The following is a 22,329-nucleotide window of genomic DNA, read 5'->3' on the forward strand; positions in this document are numbered from 1 at the left end:
AGACGGTATGTATACATTGGAGAATAGAGGTAGCTTGACTGCTGTACTGATGGAATACCATGCGAAAGAGGATGCAGGTATATATTTCGACCGTGGGGGGGATACTCCCGACTATCTGTCGTATGCCGCTCTCATTCGGATCAGTTTCCGTATGGGCGAAGTATTGACTTCCGGAGGTATGTGCCCGGGTGATGAGCTCGTGATGCAGGTAGAGGACAGCAAACTGTTTATCTGTATTTTCTGGGCCTGCCTGATAAAAGGGATCATACCTGTCCCGCTGGCTGTAGGTACCCAGGAAGACTATAAGCATAAAGTATGGCAGGTATGGAAACAGCTGGCCAATCCCTATATTATTTGCAGTCCTCGTCAGCAGGAATACCTGGAAAACTATCTCGCAGAACAGGAGCCGGCGATGACAGCGGCCTTTCAGGGAAGAGCATTCACGGGCCTGCAGCCAGAGACATTTGATGCTGTTACGCCGGTGCCACTGAACGATATCGCTACGGAAGGAATACAGGATCAGCTGGCATTTATACAATTCTCCTCGGGGTCTACCGGTAATCCGAAAGGAATATCCCTGACCCATTGTAATGTACTGCATAACATTGCAGCCATGCTACGGCGGATGAAGATCACGGTAGCCGACCGTATGCTCAGTTGGGTACCGCTGACGCACGATATGGGATTAATACTGGCTCACCTGATGAGCACTATGGCGGGCATTGATCAGTATATCGTGCCCACTGACGCTTTCCGGCGCAGGCCCCTGCAATGGATGCAGAAAGTAAGCCGGTACCGGGCTTCCATACTTTATACCAATAATTTTGGGCTCAAATATTTTATTTCCCTCTTCGATGATGCGCATTTATATGACTGGGACTTGTCCTGCATAAGGATCATTTTTAATGGAGGAGAACCTGTATCAGCAGAAGTCGCAAATATATTCCTGGAAAAACTGGCACCTTTCGGGCTGCAGCGAGGGACCATGCTTCCCTGTTATGGAATGGCAGAAGCTTCTGTAGGTGCTACTTTTTGCGAGCCGGGTACGGGTATGACCTATCACCGTATGGACCGCAATTATCTTAATACAGGCGATAAAGTGCAGTTCCTGCAGCCAACAGATGCTGCTGGCAGTACATTGGTAGAAGTAGGCGCTGTACTGGACAACTTACAATTACGCATCATCGACGATAAAGACCAGGAACTGCCGGATGAGCACATCGGCTATATCTGTATGAAAGGACCGAATGTTACCAAAGGGTACTATCGGAATGAAGCAGCAACAGTATCTGCTTTCCTCGAACAGGAATGGTTACGTACCGGTGACGTGGGCTTTATACGAAATGGCCGGCTAGTGGTAACAGGGCGTGCTAAAAATATTATTATTATCAATGGGCGTAACTATTACCCCAGTGATATTGAGGCCATAGCAGAAGGAGCTTCGCAGCTTGATAGACCGGTGGTAATCGCATGCGGTGTGACGCCAGCGGAGGACCTGCTGGAACAACTGCTGATATTTGTCGTGTTCCGGGGGGCGTTGTCCGAATTCATCCCCGTAGCAGCTGCCATCAAAAAAGCCATATGGGAGCAGGCCGGGCTGAATGTACTGCATGTAATACCATTAAAAAAAGTACCCAAGACTACCAGTGGAAAAGTGCAGTACTTCCGGCTGAGGGAAAGCTTTTTATCAGGTGCTTTTGATGATATGTTACTATCATCCGGTACGAAAGAAGATAAGGGGGACATACAAACTACATTGCTGAAAAAAGTACGCCATATGCTCGCTGATGATACCCTTACTGCTGATGACCTGCTGTTCTCCGGTGGCATCAATAGTTTGCTTATCATGCAGCTGGCCGGGTTTATACAGGCGATATATGAAGTGCGTTTGCCTGTACAGGACTTTTTCGGAGATCTTACCATAGCGGCTATTGCAGCCAAGATCACAACCGCAATACCTCGCCGGGAAAAAGTATCGGTGCTTACATCGGCTTCTTCAGGTAGCTGGCCTTTATCGCATGCCCAAAAAGGACTGTGGTATATTCATCATGAAAGAGAACACCATAATACTGCCTACAATAATGTACTTGCATTTGGTATAAAAGGGACGCTAAATGTGGCAGCGCTGGTAACAGCTCAGCGCCAGCTGATCACACGGTATGAGATACTCCGTACCCGGTTTGCAGTGACAGATGTCGGGCCGGTGCAGGAAATCATGGATGTAGCTGATAGTCCGTTCTTTTTTGAACACAGGGTGTTGCCGGATGAAACGGATATCAGGCATATTGCTGATTCATTGATCAGGCAAGAGAATGATTATGGTTTTGATCTCGGAAAAGATGCGCTCATGCGTACGCATCTGTTGAGTAAAAGCGGTACAATACATTACCTAATCCTCAATATCCATCATATAATCACAGATGCCTGGTCGGTGAAACTGTTGCTGAATGAGCTCACCATCCACTATAATGCTGTTATGCGCGGAGAACAGGTAGGGCAGACATGCTTTTTCCCGCAATACAAAGATTATGTAGCATGGCAGCAGCAATGGTTGGCCGATATAGAAGGGCAGCAGGCAGCCGAATACTGGCAGCAAAAACTGGCATATGCCGCATCGGGATGGAATATAACCGGTACAAAGGCGCGGCCGGAATTTAAAACCTATGATGGTGCTATGATCTCCCGGCAGCTCGATGTGAACCAGCACACACAGATACAGGCATTCTGTAAAGCACACCAGGTAAGCCCCTTCATGTTGTTGCTGGCTACGGTCAAATTATTATTGTACAAATACACCGGGGAGGAAGATCTGGTTATAGGTACGCCCGCATATGGACGTGCAGGATTCCAGGATCAGCCAGGGCTTTTTATAAACATGCTCCCATTGCGTACGCAACTGTCTGCCAATGATTCATTTTTTGTATTGCTGAAAGATATCCGTCATACCTGTCTGGAAGCATACGAATACCAGCAGTATCCCTTTGAACTCATTTTGCAGGACCTGCGATTAGCCAGAGATAGCAGCCGTTCTCCGCTGTTCGACATTATGGTGGAATACAATCACACCCAGTTGCTGGCTGATCAACTTTTACTGTGGGAGGGAGCTGCTGTTACCATGCAGCCACGGATAATTAAACACAGCTTGTATGATCTTAGTTTCGAATTCGATCAGCAACCAGATGGACTTGTATTAAAGCTGCACTATAATACGGACATCTTTGATGAGCCACTGGTATCGCAGCTCTTGTCACATTTCTTTACATTACTTACAGCTGTACACAGGCAGCCGGAAAAACCACTTTATACATTCAGTTATATTTCCGTTGATGAACAGGCGCAATTGCTTCAGTATTGTAAAGGGCCCGTACGTAATTATGATCTCTCCGGTAGTTATATCAGTTATTTCGAACGCCATCTGCCGGCCTGGAAGGATCGGGTGGCAGTTGCCTATAATGGTACCACCTATACATTTGCGGAGGTAGATGAAATATCCGGAAGGATAGCCTCCTACTTACGTACACAATGGAACGTAACTGAGGATGTTTGTGTGGCAATATTACTGAACAGGTCACCCGAGTTCCTGTGGTGGGTATTGGGTATATGGAAAGCGGGAGGTGCCTATGTACCTGTGGACCCCGCGTTACCTGTTGCGCGTATACGCTATATGCTGGACTGTTCAGAAGCCCGTTGCCTGTTGATAACAGATGATGAACTTTTACGTCATCCTGATATCGCGGGCTCCTCCCTGACAGATAAGTCCGTGAACATCACTGCTGTGCAGGATACATTACAGCAACATCCTTTCTTACAGCCAGCAGCAGACAATCCGGTAGCTCTGGCATATGTATTGTTCACCTCCGGCTCTACGGGCGCTCCCAAAGGAGTGATGATCACTCATCGGGGTATGCTCAATCATATGTTTGGTTTTATAGAATACTTACAGATAGATGAGGACAGCCGGATAGCACAGAACGCTTCACAGTCATTCGATATATCTGTCTGGCAGTTCTTTACGACGTTGCTGACAGGCGGGACCGTATATATTTATGACCAGCAACTAGTCTACCAACCGGGTTCTTTTGCGCAGCGTCTGGCCGAAGATCGTATAAGCGTACTGGAAGTTGTCCCTTCCTATTTGAAGCTGTTGCTGGATGAAGGCTGGTTATCTGACACTACGGATGTCGCATTAGAGAGTTTGTTAGTAACGGGAGAAGAGATCAGACCGGGACTGGCACTAAGAGCATTAGCACTATTACCTGATACTATCCGGTTGATTAATGCATATGGTCCCGCAGAGGCTTCTGACGATGTGACGTTGCATCATATTACTGCCGCTAATATTGCTTCGGAAGTACCTATCGGCAAACCTATGCCGAATAACAATGTATATGTGATAGATAGAGCTGGTAATTTATGCGCACCCTATGTCCGGGGCGAAATAGCTGTCTCCGGTACAGGAGTAGGAAGAGGTTATATTAATAATGAAACGCTGACACAGGCTGTCTTTACCACCGATCCTCATGAACCAGGCACCATATTATACCATACCGGTGACATTGGTTATATGGACCGGGATGGGCATTATTACTTTCTCTGGCGCAGAGATAACCAGGTAAAGGTAAGAGGATACCGTATTGAACTGGGAGAGATAGAAAAAGTGCTGATGACGGTAGCCGGCGTAACAGAGGCGGTCGTCCTGGCAAAAAATGCACAGGACACCGGGATGTCGCTTATTGCATTCACTGCAGGTACTGCCGAGCAGGATACTGCCAGACTGAAAAGTGCTGTAGCAGCAGCTTTGCCTGCGTATATGATGCCGGTATGTTTTATTCATCCGCAGGAATGGCCATTGAATAATAATGGTAAAACAGATCGTAAGGCGTTGCTTGCGTTAGCAGGCAATATTACAGTTACTGTTGATACGGCTGCCAGCGATATGGGACCACTGGAGCATCGACTGGCGGCTCTCTGGTCTGCCGTGCTAAGTGTACCGGCCGAAATATCGATGTACAGCAACTTTTTTGTACTGGGGGGACATTCTTTATCAGCTATGCAACTTATCCAGCGTATCAGAAAAGAATGGAATGTACAACTTAGTCTGAGTATAGTATTCAGACAGCAGACACTGGAGGCAATGGCGAATGGAATAAGGAATGCACGCCAACAGGCTGCTGCTGATATCCCACTCTTACCTGAACAGGAAGATTATGCAGTCGCCACCGAACAAACGCGCTTCCTTATTACCAATGAGCTGGATCAGGGTAATTATACCAATAATGCGGTTGGAGGTATCTGTATTGAAGGGCATTTAAATATAGAGCGCTTTAAGAAAGCCGCCCGGTTGCTGCCGGAACGACACGAGATACTACGGTCTGTAATAAGAAAAAAAGGATTTGAATATCGTTTTTATATACAACCATCTACGGAAGAAGCAACGGATATACAGTATACAGACATCAGTAACAATGCTGCTATAGACGAAGTACTGGCAGATATAGCACGGAAGGAAGCTACACATGTTTTCGATGTCAGCAGTTTACCGCTGATACGCTGGCACCTGGTAAAGAAAGGCCACGCTTCTTATGTATTACTCGTGACGCTACATCACGTTATTGCCGATGGAGGGTCCCTGGTTGTATTATTAAAAGATGTACTACAGCTATATCAGTCACCGGAAGAAGATCCGGTTTTACTGCGTACCCGCATACAGTACAAGGATTATGTAGCATGGCATGAAGAACAGCAGGATGTGCATACGAGGAATACTTTTTGGAAGAATTATCTGGCAATGCCGCTGCCTGTCACATCATTGCCAGTCGATTTACCTCGCAATAATGAAAGACTGCACCCGGCAGCCAGCCTCGTTTTTAACCTGGAACCAGCTTTGATACAGGATGTAAAGGTAATGGCTACTAATATAGGCGTAACGCCATTTATGTTGTTACTCGCTGGTGTGCATGTACTGTTATATAAGTATAGTAGCCATGAATCATATATGATAGCAATCCCCGTGGCTGACAGAGATCATCCACAGTTGCAGGATCAGGTTGGGCTTTATTTCAAGTTATTGCTGCTGCGTGTCGCCATGGCGGGTGATATGTCTTTCCGCCAGCTGGCAGATGTGATACAATCAGATATGATCCGTATAATGGATCATCCCTGTTCCTACGACCACTATACGGAACAGTTACAACTGTCGCGCCCGGGCCGTACCGGACTGTATGATGTAATGGTCATGCATCAGGCAGTAGATCTTGGTCCAATGCCTTGCGGACTGCAGGTATACCCTTATCTGGAAAGAATGTTTGATGATAAGACGGACTGCGATCTGCGTTTTGATTTTATAGAATACAATGGTACTATCACTGTCGCGGTCAATTACAATGTATCGTTGTTCAGGCAGGCTACCATACAGCTGCTGCAATACCGGCTGCTAAGCCTGCTCCGGCAGCTACTATCAAATAATGGCCAGATATCACTGAATGAGGTAAATCCTGATGCGGCGGCTGCAAATACAGATAGCGCCGGTAATTCGAATTCCACGATGTTCACCGCAGATTTTCAGTTTTGAGGAATATTTTTTTGTCGGAGACTGCTTTTTAATAATAACCTAAGCCAACTACCTATGGAGCATTTCATAGATTGTCATACCTCCCTGTATGTGGATGATGCCCAAAAGAGGGCTATCATGGCGACTTTAGGAGATCATGTAGCGATAGACGCAGTGGAACCACTGACAACTACGCAACGCGATCTCTATCTGGATGCGTTAAAAAATCCCAGAGGTAAAGGACATCAGGTGGTATTGTATGGTATCATCGATGATGAAATCGACCTGGTGCTATGGCAGGAAAACCTACGTGGATTCGTGGATGAAAATCCCATATTGCGTACGAAACTGCTATTTGTAGAAGACCAGGTATACCAGATCGCTGTAAAGGATACACAACCCTTATATACACTGGTAGACTACAGCTCCTCATCTCCCGCCAGGGAAGATATCCGGGACCTGGTGCAAAAAATGCAATTTCCCGATCAGGACCTGACTCACCCCCTCGTACATCACTACCTTTTAAAGATAAATCAGCATTGCTATGTGGTCCTGTTCAGGATACACCATGTATTGATAGATGGCTCCTGTGGCAAGATATACGTGGAAAAGATCTGCAACAGGTACTACCAGCTCCTGCGGAACATACCGATGGACGGAGCTATCGACTATGCTTTCTTTAACTATGTACCAGTACATTTGGATCTGTTTGATAAACCGGCTACACTTGACTACTGGAAAAAGGCATTAGCAGAAATCAATATTGCAGATGGGCAATATGGCAACACCCAGCAGGATCAGGTTGTATCCGAGCTGATTGTCGTACCAGCTGCGCATCATGCAGCTGTAGCGGCATATTGCCTGCAACATAATATCAAGGAGAGCTACTACTGGATGCTTGTGCTGGCCATCGTATACCGTTACCAGTTTGATATCACAGGCGACTTTACGCTCCGTACGTTTGCTGGCGGGCGACGTGTACATCATGAGGGTAGTACACTGACATATGAACAGACCTTAGGTTGCTTCTATCACATCTTTCCTGTCATCTTTCCCGGCCAGCTGTTCGACGGACAGTCGGCAGCAGCAGAGATCATATCAGGCTTGGCCGCACAGGTATCCGGCCTGGGTAGTCATCGCTTTATCTCGATGAAGGCGCAGAATAGTCTGCTGGCAGGGGAGTCACTCACTTTATACTATAATTATCAGCCATTCTGGGAGATCGCAATAGACGGTCATAAAAGCTATTTTGAAGAGCACTATCATGAGATGGGAGATCAGATAGAGTTCCGCATCGCATTCACACATGATCAGCTGGAACTTCACCTGGATTATAATACCCGGTACTTTAACGGCTATAATTTTCTGGAACGGATATTACTGGTATCCACGCAGCTGGTCGGTGAAGCTTGTAATATAGCAGCTATAACATACCTGCTGCCGCAGGAAGAGGCATTGTTTTCGGGATTGAATACCGGCCGCATGTTACCTTCCTCTCAGGCATTGATCACAACCGCGTGGGAGGAGGCCGTAAGGCAATATCCCGAGAGGACAGCTGCTACCTGCGGGAGCATGTCAATATCTTATACTGCATTAGATAGCAATAGTGATCATGTGGCGGCCTGGCTGCAACATAAGCAGGGGATAAAGCCGGGAGATATCGTTGGCTTGCTGTTGCCACGATCCATACATACGCTCTCGCTGATACTGGGTATCTGGAAAATAGGGGCAATATATTTACCCTTCAGTGATCAGCTGCCTACCGATAGGATAGTCACTATCGCACGCACTGCCGGGTTAAGTCTCTTACTGGCGGATGATGTTTGGCTGACAGCTCGTCGGGAGACGCTGCCTGGTGTGAACATTTGGCCACTGTCGGCTATTGAAGAAGGAGCAAATGGCAGCCATATTCCTGTATCATTGACAGCAGGGCATCCTGCGTACATCATATTCACTTCTGGGTCCACAGGCACACCTAAAGGAGCATGTGTTACACATGATGGTATGATGAATCACCTGCTGGCAAAAAAAGAGTTGTTGAACCTGGGCACAGCCGACAGGATCGCACAGAATGCTTCCGCTTCTTTCGATATCTCTGTGTGGCAGCTCTTTAATGCACTGCTGGACGGAGGGAGGACCATTATTTATACCGAGGAAACGATACTGGAAATGGGGCTGTTCCTGTCGCGTGTTACAAATGATGGGATCACCTTGTTGGAAGTAGTACCTAGTTACCTGGAACTGTTGCTGGAAAATCTGTCAGGTGTACAGACGTCCCTTTTATCTGATGTAAGATACCTGGTAGTCACAGGCGAAGAATTAAAACCCCGGCTGGTCAACAGGTGGTTCGGTCACTTTCCGCATATTCCGGTCATTAATGCCTATGGGCCTACAGAAGCTGCTGATGATATTACCCACCATGTGATAACGGGGCCGGTGCAGATGGAGAGTATACCGATTGGCAGACCCATTCCCAATATGAGTATCTACATCGTCAACGGGCACGACCAGCGTTGCGGTATCTATATGAAAGGAGAAATATGTGTGGCAGGAGCAGGTGTAGGAAAAGGGTACATGAATGATCAGATCGCGACCCTGAAAGTATTTACCCCTGACCCCTGGCAACCTGGTCTGCCGATGTACAGAACGGGAGATACCGGTCGTTGGTTACCGGATGGTACGATTGATTTTATCGGTCGTCGCGATAATCAGATAAAACTGAAAGGCTACCGTATAGAACTGGCTGAGATCGAGCAGGTGACAGAACAATATCCTGCTGTCACCCGGGCTGTCGCCACCGTGATAAAAGATACCAACGGGATGCCCTCTCTCTGTTGCTATTATACCGCCACTGCTACGGTAACGGAAGCCGCCCTTTATGCATTTCTGAAGGCACGGCTGCCGGTTTATATGGTTCCTGCACATTTGCTGCAATTACCAGTCTTTCCCTTGACGGCACATGGAAAGATCAACCGGAAAACACTTCCGCTCCCCAGAGAAATACAGACCACTATACCTGATGCTAACGCTCTGCCACTAACAGCAGATACCGACCTGGTTTGCCGGATATGGTGTGAAGTACTACAGGTAAATAATTATACCCTGACAGATAATTTTTTTGAAAAAGGAGGAGATAGCATAAGGGCATTAAAACTGATAAACCGGATCCGTAAGGAATTAAAAGTAGAACTACCCGTTACCGGTCTGTTTCGTCACCCCGATCTGCAATACCTGCAACAGGCCGTATCAGGAAGCCAGCACCTCGAAGATAGTGGAGCTATCTTATCTATCCCGGTTATTCCTCCTGCGAGCGACTATGCATTATCCTTCGGACAACAACGTTTGCTGCTGACAGAGAAACTTAGTGATACAGGTGCTGCCTATGTAATGGTAGCAGCTGTCCGGTTTACGGGTGTTTTGGATCGTGCCGCCTTTGAATGGGCAACTGATCAGCTGATCAGCCGTCATGAAATCCTACGTGTATGCTTTACCGAACATGAGGGGCAGCTGCGTCAGGTATTTTATCCTGCTGCAGACCATACTTTATCTTTCCGCGATCTCCGTCTTGAAGCAGATCCTGAAGCAACTATGCTGACGTTAGCCGCCTGCGAAGCCGACACACCATTTCAGCTACACCAGCCCCCGTTATTCAGAGGAACCTTGTTACAGCTGGAGGATGAGGTTTTTGTTTTCCTGTATGCTGTCCATCACTTGCTGACTGACGGGTGGTCAAAAAATATTATCGGAATCGACCTGGCCAGATTATATAATAAGGCGATAGCGGGTGATCATACGCCGCTTTCAGCATTGCCATTACAATACAAAGATTATTGTTACTGGCAAAGGCAGCAGCTCACCTCAGACCGATTACAGGCACAGCAACAATATTGGCGGTGCACACTTGGTGGCACTTTACCTGTCACTACATTTTCCCCGGATTTCAAAAGACCGTCACATAGAAGATATGAAGGAGAGACGCTGGAGTTCTCTATATCTGCAGGGCTGACAAAGCAGTTGCAGGACTGTTGTATTAAAGAAGGGATCACATTGTTTCACCTTACCATAGCCGCAGTCAACCTCATATTATACCAATACACCGGTGCCGGAACACTGCTGATCGGCACCTCAGCATCCGGACGGAACCTCAGTGTGCTGGAAGAGCAAATAGGTTTCTATGTAAATACATTGCCTTTACTCAATACGATAAATGCGGATCTGTCCCTGAAAGAAAATCTGTCACAGATCAGCCGTAATATACTTGCGGCCTTTGAGGCGCAGGAGTATCCGTTCCTGCTGATGCTTGAGGATATTGATGCAGCAGGTAACCATGCTATCAAAGACCTGATCAATGTGTATGTAGAATATCATAACTACCGTAATCAGTCGACCGAGCTCCCCTGGCAGCTGGAGGGACTGCAATCGGAAATGATACGTGAACATCATGTACGCGCCTTATTCGACATAGAATTCAATTTTGAGATCAAAGAAGAAGCACTCTGTCTTCTTCTTATCTACAATAAAAGTTTGTACCGGGAAGATGCTGCTGCACTGATCGGTTATCAGCTCATTCAGCTGCTGGAGTACTTACCAGAACGTATAAATGAATGTGTCCGTACCCTAACAACACCTGCTGCAAGTACCAGAGACATGCCAGAGGACGAGTTGTTTAATTTTTCGATTTGAGTACCAATAATGCTGTATAGTTCATGAACGAGGATATTAAAAAAGGCCTGAGTGATGAATATTGGTTCCGGCGATTGAGCACCGGGACAGAAAAACCAGATTTCCCCGGATCTACAGGGGAAACGGGGCACTATGCAGAAAAAACTGTGTTCCCCGAGCAGGTGACGTCCCAGGTATGGAAACTGTGCAATGAAAAAGAACAGCTTTTATATATCTGTCTGCTATCGGCTTTTTCGCAGGTCTTTGCCCGCTATAGCCAATGTAGCAGATTTATCGTTATGACGACCCTTCCTGGCCAAACCAGTGACCGGTGTTTCTATTTATCATTATCCCCGGACAGGAATACGGGGTTTAGACAATCGTTGCTGCTGCTACAGCAGGCATTAAAAGAAGTACAGGAATATCTGCCGGTAGACGAATCATTGCTGAGAGAAAAACTAAAAGCGAACGATCTGGAAGAAAATCTGATACAAGCAGCACATGTGGGCTTTTTCAGTGGAAAACCGGAAGTTATCGGTTACCCGGCCGATATTGGATTTTACTATTATCGCGATGGACAGCAACTAGTCGGTGAATTTGTATGTCAACAGCATGGCTACGAAACAGCTCTCATCCGGCAATTCTTCAGTCATACGGCCCGCTTGCTGGAACTGGCGATGGTCGATTTGGAAAAGCCATTGGGACAATTACAGTACCTGAGTGATCCGGAACTGGACTTGTTACATACACTGGCAGGCCGTAATGAACTGACCGTTCCCACAAAGCGGATATTCGAGTATATAAAAGATATGGCTGTACGGCAGCCGGATGCTATTGCGATAGTATACAATGAAGAGCGTTGGAGTTATGCTGCTTTTTGTGATTCGGTAGTAGAACAGACGACTTTCCTGACAAATTGTGGATGTCGGGTAGGAACGATGATAGGCGTACATCTCGATAGAAGTCCCCGTATGCTGATCGCTGTTATGGCTATCTGGCAGGCCGGCGGTGTGTATCTTCCCTTACACCCCGATCATCCGCATGAAAAACTTAAAGGACAGATTGATGGTGCCGGTATCTCTCTGCTGATCACGGGAAAAAAATATATAAAAGAGGCACATTGTCTGCAATGGGAATGCAATTCGCTTGAAATACTGTATTGTATTGATACAGATGATGTGTATGCTGAGCCTGAACAACAAAATGAATCGATGGACCGGAGCCTCTGGGAATATATGGGAGAGCGGTCTGCCGATCCTATCGCTATGGGAGGTTGGTATAACAGTTTTACCGGCTTGCCTTTCAGCAAGGAAGAAATGGAGGAGTATGCAGAGAATGCCCGCCTGCGGTTAATGCCTTACCTCCATAAAACACATACACGTGTATTGGAGATCGGGTGTGCATCCGGGCTGACGATGTATAAAATAGCCCCATTGGTCAAGGACTATGTGGCTGTAGATATTTCAGCGACTATTATCCGCTATCACCAGGAGCTGTTGCAACAGGGCATACAGGATAATATCACCTTACAGGTAATGGCAGCCCACGAAATCGATCAGCTGGCAACTGCCGGTACATTCGATGTGATCATTATCAATTCCGTGATCCAGAATTTTCACGGCTATAATTATCTCAGGGAGGTGATCTGTAAAGGGATAGCACATTGTAGTACGAAAGCAGTATTGTTCCTTGGGGATATCATGGATAGCGATAGCCGGCAGGAAATGATTACTGCACTTAAACAATTCAAAGCAGCTCATAGCGGCGGAATTTATCGTACCAAAACGGACTGGAAAGATGAGCTGTTTGTAGCCAGAAGCTTTTTTGATGATCTGCAGGAACAATTCCCGGAGATCCTTTCCGTGACACATGCGGCTAAGCATGCTACATTACGTAATGAGTTAACAGATTATCGATATGATACCCTGTTGGAAATTGACAAGACACGCTGTCGTTCCGGTCTATACGATCGCAAAAAGTACCAGTATGACCGTTCTGCGTTACGTGATAATGTAACGCAGGCCAACACGCCAGTCCTTGCTTCGCAAGACCTGGCTTATATCATTTATACTTCAGGATCTACCGGAGAGCAGAAAGGCGTGATGGTAGAACATGCAGGGATGATGAACCACCTGTGCGGTAAAATTGCGGACCTCTCTCTTACAGCAGTAGAGCGCATCAGCCAGAATGCGTCACAGAGTTTTGATATATCGATCTGGCAGATGTTTACTGCACTCTTCCTCGGAGGCACCACCTTTATTTATGATACATCCTTACTGATGCGGCCGGAGAGCTGGATGCAACAACTCCGTAACGATGCTGTCACCGTACTGGAAGTAGTCCCCTCTTACCTGTCGGAAATGCTGGAAATTATCGACAGAAAAGGACCCGCTTTGATACCTGCCAGCCTGAAATACCTGCTTGTAACAGGAGAAGTAGTGAAGCCGCAGCTGATCAATCGTTGGCTGCAATACTATCCACAAATAGCTGTTGTCAACGCGTATGGTCCTACCGAAGCATCCGATGATATCACACATTTTATTACACAGCTGCCTGTACAGACCGAAAGGGTACCGGTAGGTAGACCACTACCCAACTGTAGGATCTACCTACTCGACGCTGCAGGACAGCTATGTCCGCCAGGTGTGAAAGGTGAGATATGTGTCACTGGGATCTGTACCGGCAGAGGATATTTAAATGATCCTGTAAAAACAGCCGCGGCGTTTATCAGTGATCCTGTGAATATCAGTAATCCTTACCGGATATACAGAACAGGAGATATCGGTCGCTGGCTGCCGGATGGCAATCTGGAGTTTTTCGGACGCCGGGATACACAGGTGAAAATAAGAGGCTACCGCATCGAACTGGAGGAGATAGCTTTTCACCTGCTACAGCACCTGGCAGTGAGAGAGGCCGAAATACTCGCCCTGCCAGACGCCAATGGCAACTATTACCTGCAGGCAGTAGTGACCCCCCGACAGGGACAATCACTGGAAATACAGGATATACGTGCCTCGCTGGAAGAGCGTCTTCCTGTATATGAGGTGCCGGAACATTATCTGGTATTGGATAATATGCCATTAACGGACAATGGCAAGATAGATCGCCGGAAACTGATGCAACTGTCTGCCAATTACCGGGATACCAGTTATGAAGCCCCTGTCGGACAACGGGAACAATACCTGGCGGAAGTGTGGTCGTTACTGCTGAATAAACCTGTTATAGGAGCAAACGATAACTTCTTTGATCAGGGGGGACATTCTTTGAAAGCTACCCGCCTGGTAGCGCAAGTGTTTAAGGATACAGGTATCACCCTGGATATCCGCCATGTATTCCAATATCCTACTATACGTCAGCTGGCACAGATCATGGATACTACCGTTGCCGCAGTGTATACACCCATTCCAAGAGCGCTGCCCGGGGAGTTACATCCCGTATCCCACGCACAGCAGCGTATGTGGATACTTGGGCAGATAGCCGAAAGCAGTGCTGCCTATAACATTTCCGGCGCCTTTTACATGCAGGGAGACCTGGATATCGCAGCCTTACGATACGCCGTAATCAACATCTTTCAGAGACATCAGATACTAAGGACCCGCTTCCTGATGACAACAGCAGGACTGCGGCAGGAAATACTGCCGCTGGAAGCGCTTGGTGAACTATTGCTTGAGCATGATTATACGCATGTGGGCGACTGGAAACAAAACATGGAAAACTGGCTGGAACAGGAAGCTGCAAAGGCTATAGATCTTTCTGTCGCTCCGTTGCTACGTATTTTCCTGGTGAAGGGCGAACCTGCTCAATATGCTTTCGTCTATGTCATGCATCATATTATATCCGATGGTGTCTCTGCCAAAATCCTGTTACAGGAGATCAATCTTTTGTATACCGCCGCATTACAGCAACAAAATGTAGCACTAACACCTGAACCGCTTCAATACATTGATTATGTATACTGGAACGAACAGGCCGTACAGGAAGAACCATTCCGGCGTGCAGCCCGTTACTGGCAGGAACGGTTCAGTGGCGAGATCCCCTTGCTCGACCTGCCGGTAGATCATGAACGTCCAGCTGTCAAAACTTACGCCGGGCATACAATAACTGTTTCGCTGATGGCGGAGCAGGTAGAACAGGTGCTATCGCTTAGCCGTCAACAGGATTGTAGCCGCTTTACTGTATTGCTGGCTGCAATAGCAGCCCTGATGTATCGCTACACCGGTCAGGAGGCATTGGTCATCGGCACTCCATCCGCAGGAAGAGAGCATCCGGATATGCAGCAGATGGTAGGTCTCTTTTTTAATTCATTACCCCTATTAATAGAGGTCGATCCTACCGCCACTTTCACCAGACTGGTACAACAAACCCGTGATGTATTACTCGAAGCACAACGCCACCAGGTATATCCCTTCGATGAACTGGTAGATACACTTGCACTCCAGCGGGATCTCTCCCGTACACCGCTGTATGATATGATGGCGATGTATGAAGTAATGGAGGAAGACCGGGAAAATGAATTGCAATTGCCCGGGATGCAGATAACTTTATACCGTTCCGACTTTAACGTTAGTAAATTTGATCTTACCTGGAGCTTTATACAGCATACTGCTGGTATTACGCTGGAACTGAACTATAATCGGGATCTCTTTGAAGCAGATAGTATACAGCGGATGATACGCTGTTTTATGTCTATACTCACAAACCTGTTACAGCAGCCAGCCATCAGTATTGCTGGTGCTGCCTTACTCCCGGCTCTGGATATTCAACAGCAAAAAAAACTGTCATCACCTGCGACTACGGAGGATGTATTATTACATATACTGTTTGCCAGGCAGGTAACGTTAGATGCCGAAGGTATAGCTGTTACTGATAGTACAGGAGATATTACCTATGGTCAGTTGAATGAAATGAGTCATCGATGGACTTCTTCGCTACGCGACAAGGTATCCCGGGGCGACACAGTACTATTGCTGATGGACCGTTCTGCAGACATGATAGCAGCGGTGATCGCTCTCTTCCGCTTAGGAGCAGCCTATGTACCCGCAGATGTGCACTGGCCTTCCGACAGACTTGCATTCATCGCAGCAGATAGTGGCGCCGTAGCTTGTCTTTCACAACAAAGCCATGCTGCTGCTGCGTACATGACCGGCATGGATGTATATTTTACGCCAGTAGTTGGGCAATCCTTTGCTACCGATATGCCGGTAAATGACCCGTCAGTATTGGCCTACCTGATTTATACTTCTGGTACAACAGGTACGCCCAAGGGGGTGGAGGTACCACATAGCGCGTTGGCTAATTTTTGTAGCAGCATGCTGCAGCAACCGGGAATATCATCATCCGATATCGTGCTGTCGGTAACCAACTATACATTTGATATATCTGTGCTGGAACTGTTTGTGCCGCTATGTGCCGGTGCCAGGGTCGTCATCCCATCCGCGGCAGTATTGCCCGGTGGGGAGGCCTTCTTTAATTACCTGCAGACCACACAGCCTACTATCATACAGAGCACTCCGGCAATGTGGCAGCTGATAGTGAAAAACTGCTCGCTCCTGCTCAGCAATGTAAAAGCACTGATAGGGGGAGAATTGGTATCCTGTAACCTTGGTGGGCAGTTATTGGCGTATTGCCGGGAAGTATGGAATATGTATGGACCCACAGAAACCACTATCTGGTCTGCCATACAAAAGATCCGCCGGAGTGAGGAAAGCAGTTTTGTTGGTAGGCCTATACATCGGACCACGGTCTATATACTGGATGATGCGGGAAATATAGTACCTGATGGTGTATTTGGTGAAGTCGTGATCGGTGGTACTGGTGTCGCTATCGGCTACCGGAACAAGGCAGCGCTGAACACTGAAAAATTTATGGCAGATCCGTATCTGCCGGGTGAGCGGCTGTTCAAAACCGGTGATAGGGGCCGCTGGCATGCCAACGGCATGTTGGAGATAAAAGGCCGTAAGGATGATATGATAAAATTGCAAGGGTATCGTATCGAACCCGGAGAGATCAGGAACACCTTGTTGAAGTATCCGGATATCACCGATGCCGTAGTAATACCATGCACCTCACAAGGGGATACTTTCCTCGCCGCTTATATAGTAGAACAAGTCTCCACGGACCTTGCCGCATTACGTCAGTTTCTCGGCAGATGGTTACCCGGATATATGATACCGGCTGTCTTTGTTCGCCTGGAGAGCATACCGCTTAATAGTAATGGTAAAGTGGATAGGAAACGCCTACCTGATCCGTTGACTGATATTGTAAGGACAGCCAACTATCAGGTGCCTGTTACTGCTGCTGAAAAAACATTGGCCGCCATATGGGAAGATATACTGGGGCGTGAAGCCATAGGCGTCCATGATAACTTCTTTGAAATGGGCGGCCATTCCATTAAAGCTGTTCGCATGCTGATGGAAATGGGACGTACGTTATCCATAGAGCCCTCCTTGCGTGATCTGTTTCTTCATCCTACTATCAGCAGTTTGCTGGAACATTTTTCGCCGCAGCAAAAAGGAACATCCTATATACCAATAGCAACCGTCGCAGTACAGGAGTATTACCCGGTATCAGCTGCGCAAAAGAGATTGTGGACGTTAGGGCAGATCACGGAAATGTCTCAGGCATATCATATGCCCGCAACTTTGATAATCAGTCATGATACACTGAATCATGCCGCCTTAAGGCAAAGTATACAGTATGTACAGCAACGACATGAGAGTTTACGGACCGTATTTAAAGAACAGGAAGGAACAATATATCAACAAATTCTTCCTGCGGAAAATTGCGTGCCGGAGCTTAGTATCGACAACATACCCGCAGCTACATGGGAGACAATAGTAAAACAGCGTATCGAAGCTGCCGTATTGCAACCATTTGATCTGGTACATGGTCCATTGTGGCGGATCAACGCTGTCACTATAGAAGAACTGGACACTTGGGTGTTACACCTGAATGTACACCATATCGTTTGTGATGGCTGGTCACTGGAAGTACTTCAGCAGGAATTATTGGGTGCCTACCGGAATTATTGCAATAACTCCGCTGATACAACCGATACACTGGCACTTCAGTACAAGGACTACGTTAGCTGGCAGCAACAACAACTGGCGGAGGCAGATGTACATCGCCATTACTGGTTGCATCAATTGGGAGGTGAGCTGCCGGTACTGGAGTTATCAACAGATCACAGGCGTCCTGTTATGCAGACGTTTAACGGGGGTGAGCTGTTTTATGCATTTCCGAAGGAACAGCTGCATCGTTTGCAGGCTCTCAGCCGCCAACAGAGTGTCAGTTTATTTATGTTGCTGACCGCAGCACTGAAAGCTTTACTGCATTATTACACCGGTCAACAGGATATCCTGTTAGGAATGCCGGTGAACGGCCGGACACATCCTGATCTTAACCAGCAGGTAGGATTATACATCAATACCTTAGTACTACGTACCCGCTTTTCTCACCAGGATAGTTTTACCGCGTTGTTATCTAAAGTAAGAGAAACGATGCTGGAAGCACAGGAACATGGTATGTATCCTTTTGATCAACTGATAGAAGAGTTAAACCCTGCCCGTATACTGAACCGTGCCACTTTGTTCGATATCATGGTGGATTTTTATGATGATGGTGCTGTACTGCAACGGCGTATACCTGACGTACGTAGGATGGATACGGATTTTCTCATCAGCAAGTTTGATATGACGCTGACATTTGCTTTGGAAAATGGGCAATTAGGTGTCTATACGGAGTATAACAGCGACTTGTTCCTGGAGCAAACCGTAGCGGCAATGCAAGGTCATTATTCGGTATTATTGGATACCATCCTGGAGCATCCTGATACACCTTTAATGACGTTGGAATGCCTAACACAGCAGGAAAGATATGCGTTGCAGTCTATGGGGAGCCATCCGGTGGAATTCCCTTCTGCAGATACCATTCTGGATCGCTGGCAGGTACAGGCAAGCAAGTGGCCCGGACATACCGCCGTTGTTTGTGGAAAGGAATATCTTACCTATCAGCAGCTGGAAGCATTGCAGACCCGGGTGAGTGCTTGCCTCTTACATCAGGGAGCCAGGAAAGGAAATAAGATCGGGCTGCTAATGGACAGGAGCGAACGTGTGGTTGCCGCTATGCTGGGGATCATGCAAATGGGTGGTGTATATGTGCCAATCGATGCCAGCTATCCCAAGGAGCGCATCCGCCAATACTTATTGGATGCAGATATCACGATGCTGATCACTGATGGCGTAGTAGATGCGGACTGTAAGCAGCTTACATGGGAGGAGTTGATGACCGGCACCTTCCCGATAGATCCCATATTGTTACAAAATAATGCTCCTGCCGGTACAGATCTCGCTTATATACTTTATACTTCCGGTTCCAGTGGCCGTTCTAAAGGGGTGATGATTGACCATTCCGCATTACTGAATGCAGCGGACGGATGGTTACACAGCTATGAGCTGTATGCGTTTCCGGTCCGTTTATTATCAACAGCCAGTATCAGTTTTGATGTGTTTTGCGGGGATGTATGCCGCAGCCTTTTAAGCGGGGGCACCTTGGTGATTGCAACCACTGCGGAGCGTATGGCTATACCGACACTGGCTGCACTTTATTATGAACAGCAGATTGCTATATTTGAAACGACTCCTTCATTGATGTTGCCAATGCTGGAGCACCTGTATTCAGAAGGTAAGGATATTAGTTTTGCGAAATATTTGATCCTTGGATCAGACAAGTGCATGACTGCAGATTATATGTTGTTGCAGCATCGATACGGACATCACGCGAGAATACTGAATAGCTACGGAATAACGGAAGCTACTATCGACTCCACTTTTTATGATGCCCGTTTACATGGTGATTACAGCTCTATTACGCAGGTCCCTATCGGGAAGCCATTACCTAACGTGGAATGTTTCGTGATGAACAGGTATGGCCGGTTATTGCCATCCGGTATGGAAGGAGAGCTGTTTATCGGTGGTCCGGGTGTGGCTGCAGGATACTATAATGACACCGCACTCAGTGCACGCCGCTTTTATCAGCATCCCTCCGGTATATATGGGAGGTTGCTGTCAACAGGAGACAGGGTGAAGTGGTTACAGGGTGGTATGCTGGCATATATGGGAAGGGAAGACGGACAGGTAAAGCTAAGGGGGTACCGCATTAGCCTGGAAGAGGTCGAGGCGGTAATGAGACAACTCCCTGCGGTGGATGATGCCTGGGCCGATGTGAAAGTGGATAGCCGGAAAGAACAGCTATTGGTAGTGTATTATAAAGCAGCAGAGCCGATAGAAGATACCATTCTACGGACACATGCCGCCACCTTTTTACCGGACTATATGATCCCCGCATTATTCGCACTCGTTACAACGGTCAGCCTCAGTAGCAATGGTAAGGTAGATCGCCGTCTGCTGCCGGCCATAGAAGAGTTGATAGGTGAAACAGCGGGTGATGTCACACCGGCTTCTCCTGAGGAAGAACGCCTGCGGGAAATATGGAAGGAAGTACTGGGCAAAGAGCAGATAGGTGTCCAGGAAAATTTCTTTACACTGGGTGGGCAGTCACTGAAGGCCGTTCAACTGGTATTTGCCGTGGCGGAAAAATTACGCCGGACCATACAGATGAAGGATGTGTTCATGCAACCTACTATCCGCGCGATGTCTCATGTGTTGGCACAGCCGGGAAGACGTATATACGAAGCGATTACTCCGGTTACTTCCCGGGAATGGTATCCATTGTCAAATGCGCAGATGAAGTTCTGGCTGGAAGATAAAATGGAACGTCGTAAAGAAGCTTATCATATACCAGCGGCTTTCCTGCTGGAAGGAAGGTTGAACGTAACAGCCTTACAGCAGGCTTATCATCAATTGATAGAGAGACATGCTTCATTGCGTACTGTTATCAGCATCGAGGTAGATATGCCGGTGCAGGTGATCCTGCCGGCTGATGGCAAATTATACCAGATGGAGCTGGCTGAAATGCCGGAAGATGCACATGCATTGCAAATCGATAACGAGATCATAACACATGCTGCAACTACATTTGACCTCGCACAAGGGCCGTTGATAAGAACGAAATTACTTCGGCTGTCAGCGGAAAAACATCTCTTTCTGTTCAATATGCATCATATCATTTCAGATGAATGGTCTACCAGTATCATTATACGCGAGCTACTATCCCTATATGCAGGAATGGTAACCGGAGTGCCGGCATTACTTCCTGTATTGGCAATACAGTATGGGGATTACGTAATATGGCAGGAGCAGATAATGAATAATCCTGAAAGCAACCAGAAAGAAACATATTGGAAAAGTGTTTTTGATAATACGGTTACGTCGGTGAGATTACCTGGAGACTACCTATACGAGAGCGTAGTGCCATATGAGGGAAGTGCACTGCATACCCTTCCTCCCATACTCTCCAAACGTATGGAAGACTACTGCCGGCAACAACATATCACACTGTACCATCTGCTTTTTAGTGCTTATGCCATTTTATTGGGCAGGCTGACAGGGCTGCAGGATTTCCTGCTGGGGACGATCGCGTTGGGACGTCAGCACCCTGATACGAAAAATATGATAGGTGCTTTTGTAAATACGGTGCCTGTGAGAAGCCGTCCGGCAGAGGAAAAGACATTAAAGAACTTCCTGATTACTACACGGGAAGAACTCCTTCAGGCATTGGAAAATCAGGACTATCCGCTGGAAGCATTGATGAGCAGCAATAAAGCTGGTGGAAATAAGAACTACCAGCTGCATATTGTTTTCGAGATGAACAGTATGGATGCGCCCCTAGACTTTTATGGACTTCGGGTGACGGCCTGCGACGTAGCGATTCCTAAACCGGCCCAGTTTGATCTCGCATTGTCGTGCCTGGAGCAGGAAAATGGTATACTCTGTAACTGGACGTATGATAAGACTTTATTCTTTGAAAGTACGATACAACAATTACAACTGCTTTACCAGGAGCTGATCCAGCTGATCATTAACCGTCCTGATTTGCTCATCCGCGATATCCGGCTGGCAGAACTGTTACCCGGCGGAGAAGCTATCCCGCAGGACGACGACCGTGCCCAACGAGAACAAATCACTTCCAGTCTCAGTAACATAGACTTCGAATTCTGA

Annotated in this window: 3 protein-coding genes; all 3 read left to right on the plus strand. The window is 47.2% G+C overall.

Annotated elements, in window-relative coordinates:
- The first annotated feature begins 7 nt into the window (after positions 1-7).
- The 3 genes from KTO58_RS28690 to KTO58_RS28700 are packed head-to-tail and all read left to right on the plus strand — an operon-like array spanning position 8 to position 22,329.
- A complete protein-coding gene (locus KTO58_RS28690) occupies positions 8-6,571 on the plus strand; it encodes a non-ribosomal peptide synthetase (RefSeq protein ID WP_095836113.1) in 6,564 nt (2,187 codons plus the stop codon).
- Between the two features lie 54 nt (positions 6,572-6,625).
- Positions 6,626-11,233 (plus strand): non-ribosomal peptide synthetase, encoded by a 4,608-nt coding sequence (locus tag KTO58_RS28695; RefSeq protein ID WP_095836112.1) that lies wholly within the window; start codon positions 6,626-6,628, stop codon positions 11,231-11,233.
- Positions 11,234-11,256: 23 nt separating this feature from the next.
- The gene (locus KTO58_RS28700) at positions 11,257-22,329 is read left to right on the plus strand and encodes a non-ribosomal peptide synthetase (protein ID WP_095836111.1); all 11,073 of its coding nucleotides are present in this window, start codon (positions 11,257-11,259) and stop codon (positions 22,327-22,329) included.

Source organism: Chitinophaga pendula, from assembly GCF_020386615.1.
Taxonomy (GTDB): Bacteria; Bacteroidota; Bacteroidia; order Chitinophagales; family Chitinophagaceae; genus Chitinophaga; species Chitinophaga pendula.

What these genes read in the sequence shown, in the direction of transcription:
- KTO58_RS28700 (WP_095836111.1), top strand. Translation starts at nt 11,257, where the DNA reads ATGAACGAGGATATTAAAAAAGGCCTGAGTGATGAATATTGGTTCCGG.
- KTO58_RS28695 (WP_095836112.1), top strand. Translation starts at nt 6,626, where the DNA reads ATGGAGCATTTCATAGATTGTCATACCTCCCTGTATGTGGATGATGCC.
- KTO58_RS28690 (WP_095836113.1), top strand. Translation starts at nt 8, where the DNA reads ATGTATACATTGGAGAATAGAGGTAGCTTGACTGCTGTACTGATGGAA.